This is a genomic window from Exiguobacterium sp. J17977 (genome assembly GCF_018616375.1).
Taxonomy (GTDB): domain Bacteria; phylum Bacillota; class Bacilli; order Exiguobacteriales; family Exiguobacteriaceae; genus Exiguobacterium; species Exiguobacterium mexicanum.
The window spans coordinates 168949-188282 of record NZ_JAEQBB010000002.1; the positions used below are offsets into that span (position 1 = coordinate 168949).

At 50.4% G+C, this 19334-nt stretch carries 17 protein-coding genes; 2 read left to right on the forward strand and 15 right to left on the reverse strand.

The window, feature by feature from the left end; all coding sequences use genetic code 11:
- Positions 1-53 precede the first annotated feature (53 nt).
- The 15 genes from KNO58_RS04390 to adhE form a co-directional block, all read right to left on the reverse strand.
- Entirely contained in the window at positions 54-2033 is a 1980-nt protein-coding gene (locus tag KNO58_RS04390; protein ID WP_214752066.1) for a methyl-accepting chemotaxis protein, read from the reverse strand.
- 171 nt (positions 2034-2204) lie between these two features.
- Positions 2205-2672, reverse strand: a complete 468-nt coding sequence (locus KNO58_RS04395) for an SRPBCC domain-containing protein (RefSeq protein ID WP_214752067.1) — start codon at positions 2670-2672, stop codon at positions 2205-2207.
- Positions 2673-2740: 68 nt separating this feature from the next.
- Positions 2741-4219: a class I adenylate-forming enzyme family protein gene (locus KNO58_RS04400; protein ID WP_251026079.1), complete on the reverse strand. Its 1479-nt coding sequence runs from the start codon at positions 4217-4219 to the stop codon at positions 2741-2743.
- Positions 4220-4280: 61 nt separating this feature from the next.
- Positions 4281-5141 (reverse strand): SDR family NAD(P)-dependent oxidoreductase, encoded by an 861-nt coding sequence (locus KNO58_RS04405; RefSeq protein WP_214752068.1) that lies wholly within the window; start codon positions 5139-5141, stop codon positions 4281-4283.
- 54 nt (positions 5142-5195) lie between these two features.
- Complete coding sequence (locus KNO58_RS04410) at positions 5196-5714, reverse strand: hypothetical protein (RefSeq protein ID WP_214752069.1); 519 nt, start codon at positions 5712-5714, stop codon at positions 5196-5198.
- Between the two features lie 195 nt (positions 5715-5909).
- The gene (locus KNO58_RS04415) at positions 5910-6593 is read right to left on the reverse strand and encodes an alpha/beta fold hydrolase (protein WP_214752070.1); all 684 of its coding nucleotides are present in this window, start codon (positions 6591-6593) and stop codon (positions 5910-5912) included.
- A gap of 53 nt (positions 6594-6646) precedes the next feature.
- Positions 6647-7168, reverse strand: coding sequence for a GNAT family N-acetyltransferase (locus tag KNO58_RS04420; RefSeq protein ID WP_214752071.1), 522 nt, complete (start codon positions 7166-7168; stop codon positions 6647-6649).
- Positions 7169-7301: 133 nt separating this feature from the next.
- Positions 7302-9209 (reverse strand): PTS fructose transporter subunit IIABC, encoded by a 1908-nt coding sequence (locus KNO58_RS04425; RefSeq protein WP_214752072.1) that lies wholly within the window; start codon positions 9207-9209, stop codon positions 7302-7304.
- Positions 9206-10135: a 1-phosphofructokinase gene (gene pfkB, locus KNO58_RS04430; RefSeq protein ID WP_214752073.1), complete on the reverse strand. Its 930-nt coding sequence runs from the start codon at positions 10133-10135 to the stop codon at positions 9206-9208. The genes KNO58_RS04425 and pfkB overlap by 4 nt, the downstream gene beginning before the upstream one ends.
- Positions 10132-10878 carry a DeoR/GlpR family DNA-binding transcription regulator gene (locus KNO58_RS04435; RefSeq protein WP_029595570.1) on the reverse strand — a complete coding sequence of 249 codons (747 nt, stop codon included), beginning with the start codon at positions 10876-10878 and terminating at the stop codon, positions 10132-10134. The genes pfkB and KNO58_RS04435 overlap by 4 nt, the downstream gene beginning before the upstream one ends.
- Before the next feature lie 139 nt (positions 10879-11017).
- On the reverse strand, positions 11018-11929 hold the full coding sequence (locus KNO58_RS04440; protein WP_214752074.1) for an alpha/beta hydrolase: 912 nt from the start codon (positions 11927-11929) through the stop codon (positions 11018-11020).
- Between the two features lie 616 nt (positions 11930-12545).
- A complete protein-coding gene (locus KNO58_RS04445; protein ID WP_214752075.1) occupies positions 12546-12683 on the reverse strand; it encodes a hypothetical protein in 138 nt (45 codons plus the stop codon).
- 79 nt (positions 12684-12762) lie between these two features.
- Positions 12763-13212: a hypothetical protein gene (locus tag KNO58_RS04450; protein ID WP_214752076.1), complete on the reverse strand. Its 450-nt coding sequence runs from the start codon at positions 13210-13212 to the stop codon at positions 12763-12765.
- Between the two features lie 481 nt (positions 13213-13693).
- Positions 13694-14890, reverse strand: coding sequence for a zinc-binding metallopeptidase family protein (locus tag KNO58_RS04455; protein WP_214752077.1), 1197 nt, complete (start codon positions 14888-14890; stop codon positions 13694-13696).
- Between the two features lie 141 nt (positions 14891-15031).
- A complete protein-coding gene (adhE, locus tag KNO58_RS04460; protein ID WP_214752078.1) occupies positions 15032-17623 on the reverse strand; it encodes a bifunctional acetaldehyde-CoA/alcohol dehydrogenase in 2592 nt (863 codons plus the stop codon).
- 388 nt (positions 17624-18011) lie between these two features.
- Between adhE and KNO58_RS04465 the strand changes: the two genes are divergently transcribed.
- Positions 18012-18458 carry a MarR family winged helix-turn-helix transcriptional regulator gene (locus tag KNO58_RS04465; RefSeq protein ID WP_214752079.1) on the forward strand — a complete coding sequence of 149 codons (447 nt, stop codon included), beginning with the start codon at positions 18012-18014 and terminating at the stop codon, positions 18456-18458.
- A 79-nt stretch (positions 18459-18537) separates the two neighbouring features.
- Positions 18538-19251, forward strand: a complete 714-nt coding sequence (locus KNO58_RS04470; protein ID WP_021067327.1) for a YebC/PmpR family DNA-binding transcriptional regulator — start codon at positions 18538-18540, stop codon at positions 19249-19251.
- The last annotated feature ends 83 nt before the right edge of the window (positions 19252-19334 follow it).

The following is a 19334-nucleotide window of genomic DNA, read 5'->3' on the forward strand; positions in this document are numbered from 1 at the left end:
ACAACAAAAAGGGATGGTGATCTGCCTCGAGCAGATCATCATCCCTTTTTTCATTATACGTTGAAGCGTGATACAAGCTCCTGCAACTCTTCGGCCATATCCGCAAGCGACTTCGCGGATTGGGCGATTTCTTCCATCGAACCGAGTTGATCCTCGGTCGTCGCCGCCACTTGCTTCGAAGCGACCGAGTTCTCGTCGGCAATATGGGCGATTTGCGTCGCTGCGGCCGAGACTTCTTCGACGTTGGCGGCAATCTCTTCGACCGTCGCCGTCACGTCCTCGATGCGCGGCGTCATCGCCTGCGTCTGGTTCATAATCGTTCGGAAACGCTTGGCCGTGTTTTCTGTCGTCTCGAGCCCGGCTTTCGTATGGGCCGACACTTCTTTCATCAACTGGACCGAACGCTCCGTCTCTTGTTTGATATTGTCAATCAACTCGGAAATCTGCTTTGTCGACTGTTGCGACTGTTCGGCGAGTTTCCGTACCTCACTCGCGACGACGGCAAAACCTTTGCCGTTCTCGCCGGCCCGGGCCGCTTCAATCGCAGCGTTTAAAGCAAGTAAGTTCGTCTGGGTCGCGATGCCGTTGATGACGTCGACGATATTCCCGATCTCGTTCGACCGTTCGGCGAGCGAGTGAATGACTTTCCCGAACGTCTCGACCGACGAGTCGATCGCTTGCATCTGAGCCACATTCTCCGTGACGGCCGTCGTCCCGTTCTCGGCCTCGAGCGCCGTCTCGCGGGACAGCTCGGATACGTCGGTCGAGCTTTCGGCGATACGCATGATACCACCGGTGATGGCTTGCAGCGAGACAGCGTTATCGTCGAGTTGACGTTTCGAGTCATCCGCCCCGGCGGCCATCTGTTGGACCGCACCGGCGATTTGTTCCGAGGCGGCCGTGTTCTGTGCCGAGTTCGCCATCAGTTCCTGTGACGAGGCGGCGACTTGTCCGATTGATTGATCGAGATTTTGGATGATGGCGCGCAAGGAACGCGTCATCTCGTTGAAGCTCGCGGCGACACGACCGACTTCGTCATTCGACTCGACGACGATATCTTCGGTCAAATCACCGGCTTGAATCCGTTCAGCTCCGACCGTCAAACGGTTCAATGGTCGCAAAATCGAGCGTAAGATGACATAGAGCAGTCCCGTTGCCAAGACGAGCATCAAGCCGATGACCCCAACGGTCGTCCAAAGAATTCCGGACGTCTCATCCGTGATTTCCTCATCATACAACGTCCCGGCAATCTTCCATCCCGTCAACTCGTTCGTCATGAAGTCCATCTGTTTGCCTTTATTTTCGAACTCATAGGCAAAGCGGCCCGTATCTTCCGCATAGAGCGGTTCGATCCATTCGCCTTCCCCTTTCTCACCGGCCGCCATCGTCGGATGGGTGACGAACTGTTGCAACGCATCAAGAATCGTTACGTAACCTTCTTTCCCGATTTGAATGCTCGCCGCGACGGCCGCGATATCGTCGACGTCGACGTCGACCGCAATGACCCCGCGACCGTCCGTCCCTGTCTGCGACAGCGTGATCATCATCTTGTTCGAGGCTGCATCGACATATGGGTCCGTCACGACGACGTTCCCACCGGCCGCATCAGCCGCCTCATACCACGGTCGTGTCCGTGGGTCGTAATCATCCGGTAATTCTTGCGCCGGATAAATCGTCATCTCGCCTTCAGTCGAGGCGTAGTAAATATTCGTCACATTCGGATGCGTCTCCAAATACTCGAGAAACTTCTCTTCCAAGGCAAGGTTCTCTGTCCCCGACTCATAAAGAGACGAATCAATCCGTCCGGCGAAGAACGCGACATCGCGTTGAATCGGTTTAATCAAGTTGGTGATCTCATCATTCATCCGCTCCACTCCCGCGTGAGCTGACTGCATGATTTGTTCGGTGATTTTCTGTTTCGCCTGATTGTAAGCGACAAATCCAATCAATAAAGAAGGAATCAATAATAGCACCAGCGACATCGTAATCAATTTTTGTTTAATGGTAATCGTGCGGTCATGCTTTCGTCTCATAAAACAACTCCCATTCTCGAGAAAACTCGTTATGTTAACCTTTGTATCGGACAAAAGGAGGAGAATGTTGACACCCTAGACAAAAAAACATCACCTTTTTCTATTTTTCGTTACTGAAACCCTTTTCATACACAAAAAGACCATTTGTTCACATAAAGCGAACAAACGGCCTCAGTCGTTGGTCAAATAGCGGGCCAGATTGTCGAGCGTGGAGCGAAGCCCGGTGTCGTGATCTTGTTTCTGAATCCCCGGTGGGACGTTCTCACAAACAATTGTAACGCGTGTTCCTCCATCGAGTGCCTCTAAATACCACGTCTGAATCATCTCTCCAGCAAAGGCCGGGTCTGTGGACTCGAACGTTCCGATTTGTGCGATTTTGAGGCCGGGAACGAGGTCTAGAAAGCGGCCATTTGATACGTCGGTCCGGTCAGTCGTTTTGCCAGAGGCGAAATCAGTTTCTTCATACGTAAGGACGAGCTGGTACGTACCGCCAATCCAAGGCTCGAACACGGTCGCGCGAGCCGACATGCCTTCCGGCGGGAGCCACTTGACGAGCTCCTCCTTGTCGAGAAACGCTTGATAAATTCGATCTGGTGGTGCCTCCATCCATGTTCTGGCCGTATCAATCCGTCGATTCATCACTCATCACCCCTTACATGTCGTTATTGAATTCTTTATCAACTATTCGCGTACCCAATCACCAGTTCTCAGCCCTCGATACGAGTCATTGATTGAACTCGTTTTCGGTCCAACTTGCCTACAGGCGTATAGGGCAGCTCTTCAACGAAGGCGATTTCACGAGGGATTTGATAGGCTGCCACTCGTGTGCGTAACCAGCTCAAAAGTGCTTCTTCAGTCATTTGTTTATCAGAATATAATTGGACGTATGCCTTCAGAATTTGGCCAGCGTAGACATCGTCTACACCGATGACAGCGACGTCTTCGACACTCGGATGGTTGCACAGAGCAGCTTCGATTTCTGACGGATAGATGTTGTTGCCGGCTGAAATGATTAAGTCGTCTGTTCGTCCACATAGAAAATAATACCCGTTCTCGTCCCGGTAACCCATATCGCCCGTTTCAATCCAGAGGTTTGAGCTGTTTCTCATGGACCATGTATTCCGGATACAAAATTGCCCGACCCTACCGGGTTCAACTTCTTTCCCGTCCATCACGACCTGCAATCGGCTTCCCGGAATTGCTTTTCCGAGCGTGTCTGGATGATCATATAAATCTTCGGGTGTAGCAATGATGTTCAAGCCGGCTTCCGACGTCCCGTATAGATTGTATAGGACATTCCCCAGATGATTGGTTACTTCACTCACTAAAACCGGATTTAGATTTGCACCCCCAGACGCAATGCAAGCCAAGGAACCTAGCGCTTCTTGATCGTGCTTCAACATTTTATGGACCATCAAAGGAACGACCGTGACCACTTCCACTTGATGCTGCCGAATGAGGGCGCATGCGCTTTTCGCATCAAAGCTCTCTTGAATGACAACTTTCTTTCCCAGAGCAATAAAGGATAATAGGACAGCAATCCCATAGCCATGGTAAATCGGCGTGGCGATATAGGCCGTATTGTAGGTTGGTAACTGCAATCGGTTCAGTAAAGCCGCAAACGGATTTAAGAAGTTAAACAGGGATGGGCGATGAACAACTTGTTTCGGCTTTCCAGTCGTGCCACCGGTCAGCAGCACAATTTTTCCGCTGGATGAAGCCGTCAGTTTGGCTTTTCGGTGTGAAGCCGACGTTGACAACCTGTTGATGGATTCTTGCGTTTCATGATAACTGACGATTTTGGCATGCTGATAGGACGATTTTTCAATCAATCCACGAAATTCTTCGTCGTAAATCAGGAAGTCGAAGTGGTGTTCTTGTACGAGTCGGTCGAACTGCCGTTGACTCATCGCACAATTGAGCAAGTATACATCTGCGCCGAGCCGCGACGCAGCAAAAATGCCTTGCACGAACGACGCGTGGTTTTTACAGAAGAACGCCACTTTATGGCCTTTAACAATTCCATACCTCTCTGCTAAAAGAGAAGCTAGATGTTCACAGCGCTTCTTCAACTCCTCATAATTGATTGTTTCCCGACCATCCACCAAAGCAATCTTTTGGTCGCCTGTCTTTTCCGTCAATGCAAAAAGAAGCATCAGGTTTACACCGTGTTGACGGATTGCCAAGCAAAGACGTCCTAAGTTCGATGGGGAAAGAAAATTGAGCTGCGACAATATGTTCAACAAATTAAACATTTCTTCTGTCACGCTCCTTTTTCTTGACTAACTTGAGAACGATGAAGGATAACGGTGATCTGAAAACGACTGAAGCCCATTGACCTAAAATCAGCCACCACGGTTTATAGACGTTCCGTTTCGTATACAAGGCGTGACCAATCATTTCCGCCACGTGAACCGGTGACATGGCGGGAGAGTTCTGATAAGCAATCGTCGGTTCGATCATCGGTGTCCTCACGAGCGGCAAGTAAATCGAAGTGGTGTATATGTTTTTGACTTTCAGTTCCGGCTCCGCCGAGCGCAGCCACGTATCAAACGCGGTTTTAGACGCCTGGTAGGCAGCCCAATAAGGAATAGGCAATAACAAGACGTTGATAGAGGAAACATTGATGATTTGCCCATTATTCCTCGCAAGCATCGGAATGAGTGATAGCAATAACTGGACCGGGGCAAAATAATTGAGTGCCATCGTACGTGTGAAGTCATGGTAACGATCCAGCGATTGGACAATTGGACGGTTGATGGAGATGCCGGCATTGCTGACGACAACATCCAATCCGTCCGGCAATTGGTTCAGAAATGCCAGCAATTCGATTCGTTCCTCTTCGTTTCGCAAATCTGCCGGGAATACCGTCACACGGGCTGAAACCTGTTCAATGTCGTCTTTCATAGCGTTCATGCTTGCTTCGCTGCGGGCCACTAGAATCAGGTGCGCAGTCGTATCCGCTAACAGATAGGCGAACGCCTTGCCGATTCCTGAACTCGCTCCAGTGATCAAGACCGTCTTCCCATCCACTTCTTGTTTCATCTTTTCGAAATGAAAGGAAGGCGATAAAAATAGAAACTTCTCCAAAAGCGTGTAGTTATGCATATAGCCAGCACCTTTTTATAAAATATTGTGATTGAATCAGGAATCACTGTTGACTTAATGTTCGAGATACATATCCAAATGCAACAGCTCGTCTCGAAGCGGCGACAAATCTTTTACCGAATGGACCCCCATCATATAGTCGTATCCGAAGAACACCTTGAACGTGTATTGTTTGTCTGACTCATTCTCTTTATACTCTAACTCGGCATAAAGCGTATTCCGGAACATGAGGCGAAGCATGTTCGGGACTTGGTCTCGGGACAAGACCTTTCCTGGCTTCACTTTTTTACGAAGTTCTCTCATCCGGATCGGATAAAGCTCATTGAACGCGTGTTGCGAAAAAGGTCGATAGTCATAGTCGCGTCGTTCTAGATAGGAGACGGTCAATGTCTTTACGCCTAAATAGAACATGATTTGCTCAATCGCTTTGACGTAATTCGATTCCACGCGGAGATATTCCTCCAATGTGAAGACGACTCCGTCAAACGTTCGATTGATGTCAGAGATTTCGGTCCATTCGTCAATCTCACCTCTCGTTTCAGGATGATATTTGGTTACGCTATAGATGTTCATCTAGTCACCTGGCCTGTTCTTTAAATATTGGCAGTCTAAAAAACGGACACAACGGTTGAGTCGTGTCCGAGCATGCGCCGACGACGGCGTCGTGATTCCCTTTCGTCCACCCGTAGGCGACTTCGCGCAGATTGAGCCAACCCCGTTGCGTTGATGGTCTCTTAACATGTAATCGATACGCCGCTTCATCACGAATCACTCCGTCTTGAGAAACGGAGACCTCACTCTCTTCAGCTTAGACGGTAAAAACGCATCAATTGCTTCTATGACTTCCTGTAGAACCTCAATCGTACCGAACGTATCGGCATCCCGCTCTAGCCCATGGTTCACTCCCATGAGCAGGTGCGTCTTGAGCGATGGGATGGCCGCTAACGCGTCTACCCGATTCGCCGTATAACAATGGTCCTTGTCACCGATGACGACGAGTTGAGATGCCCGGGTCGTCCTCATCGTCTGTGTCACATCCTCGCGTCCAAGGAGCGGCGTCAACCAAATGACATGTGCCTCGTGGAATATGGGACGGGTCAACTCATGGGCTAGCGCGACGGTACCAAGCGACTTCCCGACGAAGACGAATGCTTCGTATTCATGTGTCGACAAGACATGATCGATGACCGTCCGCACATCGTGACGGACGACGTCGTCGATGTCATCGATGTGCGCATAGTCGTCACGGTAATATTGGTAGTTGATTTCCAAAACATCGCTTGAGCGTTCTAAGAGCAAGCTCGTTGTAAAATGGAACATCGGGGCAGCGGTCGAATACCGAAACCCCGGTAGTAAAATCGCGAGTTGCCGCGATGGCCTGTCCTGCGTCAACAAAGTATACGAGACTTCAATCCCGTCAAATCCTTTTAGCTTAGTTGTCTGTTCTTGCATGATGATCCCCCTTATTTATAAAAACGGACGCGACCCGCTCAGGCCGCGTCCGTTCATGCGCCGACGATGGCGTCGTGATTCCCTTTCGTCCACCCGTAGGCGACTTCGCGCAGAGCGAGTTCCCCGAATAAACGCTCTTTCGCATCGATGACCTGTCCGTCGCGCCGCTCATAGAACGTGCGGTACGGGTTCAATTCAAGCGCCCAGATGATGAGCCCGTGATTCGACATCGCTTGGACCGCTCGCTCGAGCAGGAGCGAGCCAATCCCGTTGCGTTGATGGTCCTCTAAAATGTAAATCGCATAAATTTCATTGCGATGATCCGGATAGTCGCCGGTCCGCTCTTCCCCGTAAAGGACGAACCCGACGATTTCTTCTTCGACCGTGGCGACGAACCCTTCGACTTCGCGTTTGGCGAGGGCGCTGCGGACCTTTTCAGACCACTCGATCGCGTTCGAACCGAGCTTCAAAAGAAAGTCGGCTGGCACAATCCCCCGATAGGTCGTGCGCCACCCGTTCACCCTCACCCGCGCAATCCCGTAAGCGTCTTTCGGCTCGGCTTTCCGTATGAGCATCCGTACCCCTCCTTACCCGTTCAATTTACAAGTATTTTACCACAAATCATCCAACTGAAATCACAGTTCTTCCAGATTTGACTGACAATCATTTGACAAAAAACGACCGTAGGATAGCCTACGGTCGTAAAGGTTAAGCGACGTTACGCGTCGTTGTAGCTTGCGTGTCCGTCAATGGTTTTTTCAAGAATGAGAGGAGGAGTGCTCCAATCAAGGCACCGGCGAGAATCGCAAGGGCGTAAAGACCCATGCTCATGGCGACGTTTCCAGCTCCTTCAAGGAGTGGGAAGACGAAGATTCCACCGTGCGGCGCTGGCAATTGGATGGCGAAGAAGGCTGACAATCCACCAGCGATGGCTGATCCGAGAATCGCTGACGGCAATACCCGAATCGGGTCGGCCGCTGCGAACGGGATGGCCGCCTCTGTGATGAACGAGGCTCCCATGATATACGCTGTCTTCCCGGCTTCACGTTCTTGTTTCGAGAACTTTTGACGGGCGAATACAGTCGATGCGAGTGCGACGAGAAGTGGTGGCACCATCCCACCGGCCATGACGGCCGCCATGACTTCTTGGTTACCGGCCGTAAGCGCCGCTGTCCCGAAGACGTAAGCTGTCTTGTTGATTGGACCGCCCATATCGACGGCCATCATGCCACCGACGATGACACCGAGCAAGATGGCGTTCGCGCCGCTCATGCCATTGAGTGTGTCCATCAACCAAGTCATGAGTGCTGCAATCGGTTCGTTGACGACGAGCAACATAATCATCCCAGAGATGAATGAACCGAGAAGCGGATACAACAGGACCGGCTTGATTCCTTCAAGTGTGGCCGGCAATTTCGCGAGCGCTTTCTTCAAGAAGAGGACGACATAACCGGCAAGGAAACCGGCAATCAAACCACCGAGGAATCCGGCGTTCCCTTGGCTGGCGAGTGCCCCGGCGACGAGACCTGGTGCGAGACCCGGACGGTCGGCGATCGACATCGCGATGAAACCAGCAAGAATCGGGACGAGGAAGCCGAACGCGGCGCCACCGATTGTCATGAGTTGGGCGGCGAATTCGTTGTACGACGGGTCATCCGGGTTAGCCGAGTTGATGCCCCAGAAGAAGCTGAGGGCGATCAACAGACCACCTGCGACGACGAGTGGAAGCATCGCGGATACCCCGCTCATCAAGTGCTTATAGATGCCGGTGCGTTGTTCTTTTTGCTGACCAGACTTTCCAGTCGCTTGATAGACCGGTCCATCTTGTTTCACAGCCCGGTTGATCAACTCTTCCGGCTTCCGGATCCCTTGGGCGACCGGGACTTCAATGACATGTTTCCCGGCGAAACGGTCCATCTCGACGGCTTTATCGGCCGCGACGATGATGGCAGTCGCTTTCGCGATATCGGCCGCTGTCAATTCGTTCTTGACGCCGGTCGAACCGTTCGTCTCGACTTTGATATCGACACCCATCGCCTCTGCTTTTTGTTTCAAGCTGTCGGCCGCCATGTACGTGTGCGCGATCCCCGTCGGACAAGCCGTGACGGCAAGGATGTAAGGCGCATCGGCTTGCACCGGCTTCGATGCGACAGGAGCCGCCTCAGCCGCTTCTTTTTCTTCGATGGCCCGGATAACGTCATCTTCTGACGTGGCCGCATAGAGACGTTCTTGGAACGCAGGGTCCATAAGGAAGACCGATAATTTCGAAAGTGTTTCCAAGTGTTCGTTATTGGCGTGCTCTCCGGCGGCGATCATGAAGAACAAGCGGCTGTCTTGACCATCGAGCGCTTCGTAATCGATGCCTTCCGAGCGTCCGAAGGCGATGGCCGGTTGTTTGACGGCTTTCGTCTTCGCGTGCGGGATGGCAATCCCTTCACCGAGGCCGGTCGTGCTTTGTGCTTCACGTGCGAGGATGGCGTCGCGGTAGCCGTTGCGGTCCGAGAGCTTGCCGGCGCGGTCGAGCACGTCGACGAGTTCTTCGATGACTTCGGCTTTCGAACGGCTGCGGAGATTCAGTTGAATCGTGTCCTTTTTGAGAAGGTCCGTGATGTTCATGTTGTTTCCTCCAATCGAGATAGTGGGGTGACGCTGACTTCGCCGACCAAGCGGTCCACGTCTTCTTTTGTGCACAGCCCGAACGTATATGCAGACGCGCTGCCGGTCGTGACCGCATAGCGGAACGCCTCGGTTGCGTCGTGGTCTTGAATGTTGGCGACGAATCCGGCGACGAGTGAATCGCCTGCGCCGACCGAGTTTACGAGTTTGCCGCTCGGTGTGTTCGCCGTATAGGCGCCTGAACGGTTGACGAGCATGGCACCGTCACCGGCAAATGAGACGATGACGTTTTGAGCGCCGCGTTCGACCAACTGCTCCGCGTACGGGAGCGCCTGCTCGAACGTCTCGATGTCTGTGTCGAAGAGTTCACCGAGTTCATGATGGTTCGGTTTGATCATGAGCGGTTTGAGGGCGAGCACTTCGAGCATCGCTTCTTTCGTCGTATCGACGACGAACTCGGCACCGTTCGCCCGAACCGTCTCGGCGAGCGTCCGGTAGAGCGTGTCCGGCAGATTGCCCGGGATGCTTCCCGCGAGGACGACGATGTCGCCTGATTGGACATGATCGAACTGACGCGTCAACCGGTCCAGTTCCGCGTCCGAGATGACCGGTCCGCTCGCGTTCAATTCCGTCTCTTCTTTCGCCCGAATCTTGACGTTGATGCGCGTCTGTCCATCGACTTCAACGAAATCGGTTTGGACGCCTTTATCTGTCAGTGCCTTCTTAATAAAGTCTCCCGTCGTGCCGCCGACGAATCCAAGGGCGACCGTGTCGACATCGTATTCACGTAAGACAAATGATACGTTGATTCCTTTACCTCCGGCCCGCTGCGTCGTCTCTTGAATCCGGTTGACTTCACCGAGAACGATTTCAGGGAGTGTGACGTAATAATCGATTGAGGGGTTCAGTGTTAACGTGTAAATCATTGGGCGTTCACCACCTTTGTGATTGATTGAATCGAACTGACGCTTGTCGAGTCGCTCCATGTGACGAGCGTGGCCGCTTCGAGCGGTGCCACCCGGCTGAACGAACGTTTCCCGAATTTTGAATCGTCCGCCAAGATATATGCCTCGCGCGCCAATTCGATTGCTGTTTTTTTGACGAGTGCCTCTTCCGGGTCTGGGGTTGTATACCCAGCCTCTAGGTCGACGCCGTTGATGCCAAGAAAAGCGAGGTCGACCCGATAGTTCATCATGCTCTCCCGAGCGTTATAGCCGACGAGTGCCTGTGTCGACCGTTTCAACTCACCGCCGATCACGAACGTCTTAATATCGAGGTCGAACAAGTCGTTGGCGATCGGTAAACTGTTCGTCACGACGATCACGTCTTTTCCATCTAAGAAAGGAACCATCGCTTGCGTCGTCGTCCCGGCATCGAGATAGACGGACATCCCGTCTTCGATGAAGGTCGCGGCCTTCCGTGCAATCGCGACTTTTTCATCGACGTGTTGATCTCGTTTCTCCTCGAACGTCGGCTCTTCTTCGTAGCGGGCCACAAGTGTTGCGCCGCCGTGTACCCGTTCGAGATAACCTTCGGCTTCGAGGTCGGTCAAATCCCGGCGAATCGTCGACTCCGACGATGCCGTCAACTCGACCAATTCTTTCAATTTGACAATCTTTTGCTCCGACAGACGTTGCAAAATCAGTTGATGTCGTTGCTTCGTTAACATCATATTCCCTCCGTAGCTCTAATATAAAGCGTTTTCATTTAAAAAACAATCATAAACATTCAAAAACATTCATCTTTTTTTACCTTGTCACAATTATAACATAAAAAACGGTCACTAAGTGACCGTTTTTGACAGTTCGTTATCGTTTCATCAACCAATCGTTCAATCGACGGATGAGTTCGGGGTGAAGCGGCGCCTCAATGGCGTCCCGATATTCCTTATGCAACGTGAGGAGCGCGTGCGGACTCGTCCGTTCGACGAGCAAGTGGTTCATGTCGTGGATGATGTGGCTGTCGACCTCCCCTTTCGTCCGAATCGAGTGGACGTGTTCCGGCGGGACTTGGACGTCGCGATCACCGGTCAGGGCGAGCACCGGGACCTGTACGTGTTCGAGCCGTTCGCGGACGTCGTACGATGCATGTTCACGAATCCATTTGGCGTTCACGACTTGGCCGCGGTACTTGAAGGCGGCGACGTTCGTCCGCAGCGACCGTTCAAGCAAATCGTCTTGGCGCTGGCGAATCTTCTTCGGGACGCCAGTCAGTCGATAGAATACGCCCTTAAGTCCTTTCACCGAACCTACTTCAGTTGCGAGCGCGTCGGCTTGCAGCAAGAACATCTTCTTCGAGGAATCGTTGAATCCGGCAAGAAGGATCAGACCGGCCGCATTCGTCTCAAGCTGAACAGCCGGGGCAATGACGGCCCCTTCGCTATGACCGAGCACATACATGTCCCCTGCGTCCGGCTCCTGTTTAATGGCGTTGACGACGGTGATCGCATCGGTCACTAGGTCGTGCAGCCCGACTTTATTGAAATCACCGTCCGATTCTCCGATGCCTTGTTTGTCATAGCGGTAGACGTTGACACCCATCTCAAAAAGCGCCTCGGCCAGTTTTTTATATGTGCCGAGTTGGGATGGTCCCAAATTGCCGTCCCTGTCGCTCGGCCCGCTCCCGCTGAGCAGGACGACCGTCTTTCGGGGCTCGCCGTGGGTCATCCACGTACCGGCTAGTTGTCCATAATTCGTTGTCACGTTCAGTTGTCGTTCCATCATATCGCCTCCCCTTTCATCATACCGGACATCGAGGTACGTTTCGAGGAAAACTAAAGACCCAATGCACCTCGGTCATCTCGACATTTTTAGAGGGTAAATATAATTGGGTACTACCCTACTCACTCGTTCGGAACGTATCGAAAGGATAATCCTTCCATTTGTCGAAACAAAGTATATCGCTTCATGTTGAGTTTGTTTCACGACACTTCTATTTTGATTTAAGAAAGGGATAACAGAATGCTTAAGAAAATCGTAAGACATAGTTGGAACGTTCTTTCAGGTTTATTTGTGCTGTTATGTTCACTTTGGTTAAGCGGCCCGGGCATAGCGGAGACGGATACACCGTATTATCGCTGGTACTTTATGTTGTGGTTTGCGTTATGGATCATCGGGTTCCTCTTGCAATTCAAGCAACGGATGAAATGGATTGGTTTTTTAGTCACATTCATCCCGACGCTATATTATTTATTTCTTGTTCTGCGCGCAATGGAACTTTTTTAGTTTTCGCTTCTTCTATCCCTACTTCATAAAATACCTGTAGTCATCACGAAAGGACCTCCGCATAAGCAGAAGCCCTTTGGTTTAAAAGTTCAGTGCAATACATAGATATGGTTTAGATCAATGCTTGTAGCGAGAATGAAATGCCGTTTAATGCGCTGATCAGTTCATCGAGATGCCAGGCGATATAGCCGGTACTGATTGCAATTATCATGAGCATCGAACACTTGAACATTTGGATTTTATCGTTCATTCATTCCACCCTTTTGTCGTTTAGATTTATAAACTTCAATCACTACAAACCAGCTTACCACGTTTCCATTATTATGTAATCAATGTACAGAAAAAGCTCTGCTCAGGTGTTTATACATCTCTTCATCTAGCATAAATATCTCGAAACTTCGAAAGTCAAACGCTCTAATCTCAATCACCGATTGCTGCAATTGAAATCCAAACTCTGCTTCTGAATGTGGTTCATTCTCATGATCGACTTTCAACTGGTTATCTTCACTAGCGATGAAGACGCCGCTCTCAAACTGAACGACCTGTTTGACCCGCTCCGCCAACTCACCGGTATTTGTGATTTTGATCACTCCGACGCTTTCCGATGGAAAAAGCTCCGACAGCGACATCTCAGTCCCACCGTAAACATCAAATAGATACCAAGTCAGTTCCGATGATTGAACTCGACTTATCGATTGCAAAATTTGTTCCAACTGTCTCCCCAGACAAGAAAATTCTTCATTAAAACATGCACCGGTTATTTCCAAGCTATGAGTCAACTATCATTCACCTCAATCAAAGACAGTATAGTCTAGAAATTCATGTATTTCGATTGTCACTGATTGCCTACTTTTACTTACAATCCATATAAAAACAGCTTAGCTGTTGCTCTTCATTCGAACTTCCCAAGACATACACGCTGTAATGTTTTCTATATAATAAAGGTACAAGTTTCGTGAAATCGAATTGTATTTGATTACTTATCCCCTCCTCTACCAGAATGTTCATGAGTTGTTCAGTCGACTTCATCATCTGATTCATTGATTAAGATAATGCCATAGTGACTAGAATAACCACTTACGAGTTTTATGGCAGGTAACAAAAAATCAGCATCGAATGTTGAAATGCCGATTTAGAAAACTTCCCCTTAAGATAGTTTTATCGTAGCTTATCAACGGCTTGACGCCTGGTCAATCATTGCAAAATTCATCTGAATCAAAAAGACTGCAGACTATGTGTCGTCTACAGTCCTGAAGCCGTTTATTGCGTTTTTAACCAATCGGCCAACCAAGCGACATGGTCTTTCATCGCCTCGTCCGATAAACGTTCAATCGTATCCGCTTCGGTTAAAGCGTCAAACTCAGCCGTCAACGAGTCACTTAATGCCATGACCGGTACACCTTCAGCTTGAAAGTCATCTAAATAGGTGGTCCCAAGCGGCTTCACGTCAAGCGTTGACCAGCTTCCTTTCTCCAGTACCGGTAATTTGGTCATTCCTTTTGTTCTGACGAATCGATTATCTTCACCAGTTCCAAGAATGTCGAGTGACAGCACGAGAGACGGTAACGTCCCATCCTGTTTCGTCGTCTCCAAATAATCAATCGCGGACTCGTACCCAAACCCACTTCCATTCAAAAAGATGTACCGAATCGTCGCATCCGTTTCAATGCCGTCCATTTGTTGGATGAGCGTATACAAGATGGATGAACCACCAAGACTCCATAAGGCATGGTCCCCGTAAGCGGTGCCGTCGAGTCTAGCTAAAATCACAATCTGCTCCTCTGTTTTACCCGGTTGTACAAATTCAGTATATGGTACCTCTTCGTCAACGAATGGTTCGACCGATACAGTTGTTCCTTCTTTTAACTGTTGCGCCGCTTCAGCATCGACACCGATGCCCGGTAGACGTGTCCGTGGGGATGTATAAATCGTTCCAAAGTATTCATCATCGTCTGCAGGAGGCGTGATTATATACCCTTCGGCCCCCGCCTCCAACAAACTTAACAAATACCGGTTCGCCTTATTGTCTATAATCACTTCTCCATATGGATCAGCTGACGTGTCTCTCATATCAAGTTCGAGCGACTCCTCCGTCATCGGTAACACGACAACTTTCCCTTTCAAACGATCAAACGGTTCGTCCCAATCCATCTTAACGACTTCACCAGTAAAACCAGCTTCTAAAACGAAATGAGATAAACCGTCGAATTGCTCTTCATCATCCACTGTCAACGTCGTCCAATAACTAGGTACAGAGGCGTAATGGACAAAGCTGTCCATCTCAAGATTCAGTTCGTTTCCGAGCGACTCAAATAGCTCGACGTTCTCCCAACTGTTAACATCTCGATCATAAGACGCAAAATATTCAGCCGTCTCATAAGGACTTGTCGATGAGGCCGGATTGAAATAAAGAAAAACGGTAAATAGTGCCGTCAGTAAGCTATACATAATTGTCATCTGCGTATCTCCATCGAAAAACTCACCAATAAATGGTTGTATTATCCTATTATATTAAGTTATCTGACAATTGTATATTTCTTTTTCAAAAAAAAACGGCCTCCCTCACTTATGAGGGAAACCGTTTGATTGGTACAAAACTTATACGCCTTCGTAAGCAGTGTACATAATCTCTTTCAATTCTTCGACGAGCGGCATTTTCGGGTTGGCCGTCGTACATTGGTCTTCGAACGCGTCGACCGCCATCTTATCGATTTTCGCGTCGAGGTCCGCTTTCTTGATGCCTTGGGCTTTGAACGAGAGTTTGATGTTCAAGCGCTGACCAAGCTCGATGACCGCTTGGATGAGCGACTCGACGCCTTCTTCCGTCGTGCTGGCTGGAAGTCCGAGGTAGCGTGCGATTTCTGCATAACGCTCATCGGCGATGAATGACTCATATTTAGGGAACGCCGCGAGTTTCGATGGGCGTGTCGCGTTGTAGCGGATGACGTGCGGCATGAGGATCGCGTTCGTCCGTCCGTGTGGGACGTGGAACTCGCCACCGATTTTGTGTGCGATCGAGTGGTTGATACCGAGGAACGCGTTCGCGAACGCCATACCCGCCATCGTCGATGCGTTGTGGACTTTCTGACGCGCTTCGGCGTCACTTCCGTTCTCATACGCTTTCGGGAGGTAATCGAAGATCATCTTCATCGAACGAAGCGCAAGTCCGTCTGTATAATCGTTAGCCATGACTGAGACATATGCTTCGATGGCGTGTGTCAACACGTCCATTCCCGTATCGGCCGTGATTGACGCTGGGACCGTCATGACGAACTCAGGGTCGACGATGGCGACGTCCGGTGTGATCGCGTAGTCAGCAATCGGGTATTTGACGTTGCGTTTCTTATCCGTGATGACCGTGAACGGTGTCACTTCAGAACCCGTACCTGATGTTGTCGGGATGGCGACGAACATGGACTTGTTGCCGAGCGTCGGGAACTTGTACGTCCGCTTGCGGATATCCATGAATTTTTGGCGAAGGTTCGAGAACTTCTCTTCTGGGCGTTCGTAGAAGAGCCACATGCCTTTCGCAGCATCCATCGGTGATCCACCGCCGAGGGCGATAATCATATCTGGTTGGAAGTGACGCATCGCTTCGGCACCGCGCATGACCGTCTCAACTGACGGGTCTGGCTCGACTTGGTCGAAGATGCGGTACTCGACGCCAGCTGGCAAGTTTTTGACGACTTTATCGGCAAATCCGAGTTTGACCATCATTTCATCCGTGACGATCATCGCCCGTTTTTTCGATGTGAGCGATTGAAGGTACTGGACCGAGTTTTTCTCAAAGTAAATCTTTTCAGGGACTTTAAACCATTGCATATTCACGCGACGTCTCGCCACCTTTTTCACGTTGAGTAGATGTTTCGCCGTCACGTTCTCAGAGACGGAGTTTTTACCGTACGACCCACAACCGAGTGTGAGTGATGGTGTCATTTCGTTATAGAGGTCACCGATCCCACCGTGTGCCGTTGGCGAGTTGACGATGATGCGGCAAGCTTTCATCCGGAGTCCGAAGGAGAGGATGGCGTCGTCGTCAGTCGAGTGGATCGCTGCCGTATGTCCGAGACCACCGATTTCGAGCATCTTCTCTGCGATGGCGAATCCTTCTTCACGCGATTGGACTTTATAAGCACCGAGCACCGGGCTGAGTTTCTCGTGTGAGAGCAACTCTGTCGCACCGACCGTCTCGAGTTCGGCGATCAAGATTTTTGTATCGGCCGGGACTGTGAGTCCAGCTCGTTCGGCGATCCAGGCTGCCGGCTTCCCGACGATTTCCGGGTTGACCGCACAAGAGTCTGTTTTGATGACGAGTGTCTCGAGTTTCGCTTTCTCTTCTGGTGAGCAGAAGTAGCAACCGAGCGCCGTCATTTCCGCTTTCACTTCTTCGTACACTTCTTGGTCGACGATAATCGCTTGTTCAGATGCACAGATCATACCGTTGTCGAACGTTTTCGACAAGATGACGTCCGAGATGGCACGTTTCACTTTTGCTGTTTTGTCGATATAGGCCGGTACGTTACCAGGACCGACACCGAGAGCTGGTTTACCCGTCGAATAGGCTGATTTGACCATCGCCGCTCCCCCAGTTGCGAGGACCATGGCGACGCCTGGGTGATTCATGAGCGCTTTCGTCGCGTCGAGTGATGGTTTTTCGACCCATTGAATCAAATGTTCCGGCGCACCGGCTTCGATGGCTGCGTCACGAAGGATGCGAGCCGCTTCACTTGAACATTGTTGTGCTGATGGGTGGAAACCGAAGATGATTGGGTTACGCGTTTTAATGGCGATGATCGCTTTGAACATCGTCGTTGATGTCGGGTTCGTGACCGGTGTGACCCCGGCAACAACGCCGACTGGTTCGGCGATGTACGTGATGCCGTTTTGCTCGTCGTCTTCGATGACACCGACCGTCTTCTCGCCACGGAGTGAGTTATAAATATATTCTGTCGCAAAGATGTTTTTGATCATCTTATCTTCAAATACACCGCGACCTGTTTCTTCATAAGCATGTTTCGCGAGGGCGACGTGCTGTTCGAGTCCTGCGAGCGCCATCGCTTGAACGATTGCATCGATTTTCTCTTGGTCAAACGTCATCAACGTCTCGAGCGCCGTATGTGCTCGTGTGACGAGCGTATCGACCATCTGTTCTGCTGATGTTTCCACTACTGCTTTCTCTTTAACTGCCATGTTGGTTTCCTCCTCATGAATGAGAGCTTAAACTGCTGACTTGATGGGAAGCACGGGGGATGAGCTGTTCGTTTGATAAGAGTTTGTGCTTTCCTTCACATTCTTAGAATACAACGTTTCTTGCAGTTTGTGCGTGACAACAATGTGAACTCTTTCACAATATTTTTTAGGAGAATGAGGATAGGACTTGCTTTTTCATGTGACGCTCAGTAAAATCGAATGCGTTTTCATGAAAACAAAGTCTGATTTATATGTAAACGCTTACATACATTATGTCCATGATATGGCGAATGCACTGTGTAAAATGTCACGTGATGAGGATTGCTCGTCCACCCAGCGCTCGGTCGTGTATAATGAAGAAAGAACCTAATTAGGAAGTGACATGATTATGCCGAGACAAGACGCAGCCGATCAGTTTGTGAAACTGATCCCATTAATTCGCCGGAAGTTGTTACGTCGTTCCGACCTTCCGCAAATCCCAAACTTAAACTTTTCCCACTTTCATCTCCTCATGTTGATTGAAGATGAAGGCGCGGTCACGAACGGGCACATCAGTGAGACGTTATCGATTGCCCCGCCAAACGTGACGCCGCTCATCACGAAACTCGTCGATGAGGGCTACATCACCCGCGTCCCGGACGAACGCGATCGCCGCGTCATCTGGAATCAACTGACCGATAAGGGCGAACTCGTCCTCCGTGAGCGTCGCGATTCGTTTCGACGACTGTTCGAAGACCGTCTCGCGTTTCTGAACGAGGAAGAGACGGACCGCCTGATTGACAGTTTGAAGACGCTGACGGAGATCGTCGAGAAGATGGATAAGAGCGAGGGATGATTTTTGCTCGTCAACATCCACGTCTTCTTATATAATCGAGGATGAATCAATCGAACAATGGAAAGAGAGATGACATGTAATGGGTCGTAAATGGAACAACATTAAAGAGAAAAAAGCGTCAAAAGACGCCAATACGAGTCGCATCTATGCGAAGTTCGGCCGTGAAATCTACGTAGTCGCCCGTCAAGGGGAACCAGATCCAGAATCAAACCAAGCACTCAAGTTCGTCGTCGAACGAGCGAAGACGTACAACGTTCCGCGCGCCATCATCGACCGTGCCATCGACAAAGCGAAGGGCGGCGACGAAGAGAACTTCGATGAGCTCCGCTATGAAGGGTTCGGACCGAACGGCTCGATGCTCATCGTCGATACGCTCACGAACAACGTCAACCGGACGGCGTCTGAAGTCCGCGCCGCTTTCGGTAAGAACGGCGGCAACATGGGTGTCAGCGGGTCGGTCGCTTACATGTTCGACGCGACGGCCGTCATCGGTGTCAACGGCATGTCTGCTGACGACGTACTCGAACTCATGATGGAGCACGACCTCGACGTCCGTGATGTCATCGAAGAAGATGAGACGGTCATCGTCTATGCGGAACCAGAAGCGTTCCACGCCGTCCAGACTGCCTTCAAAGCAGCAGGCATCGAGACGTTCGAAGTCGCCGAGTTGACGATGTTGCCACAAAACGAGATTGCCCTCGACGACGAGTCGAAAGAACAGTTCGAAAAACTGCTCGACGTCCTCGAAGACCTCGAAGACGTGCGCCAGGTATACCATAACGTTGAAGGATGACGAACGAGCGATAACTTTTCGGAGTTATCGCTTTTTTTGAACAATCGATTTGACAACCCGAAACACATATGTTAAATTTCAAA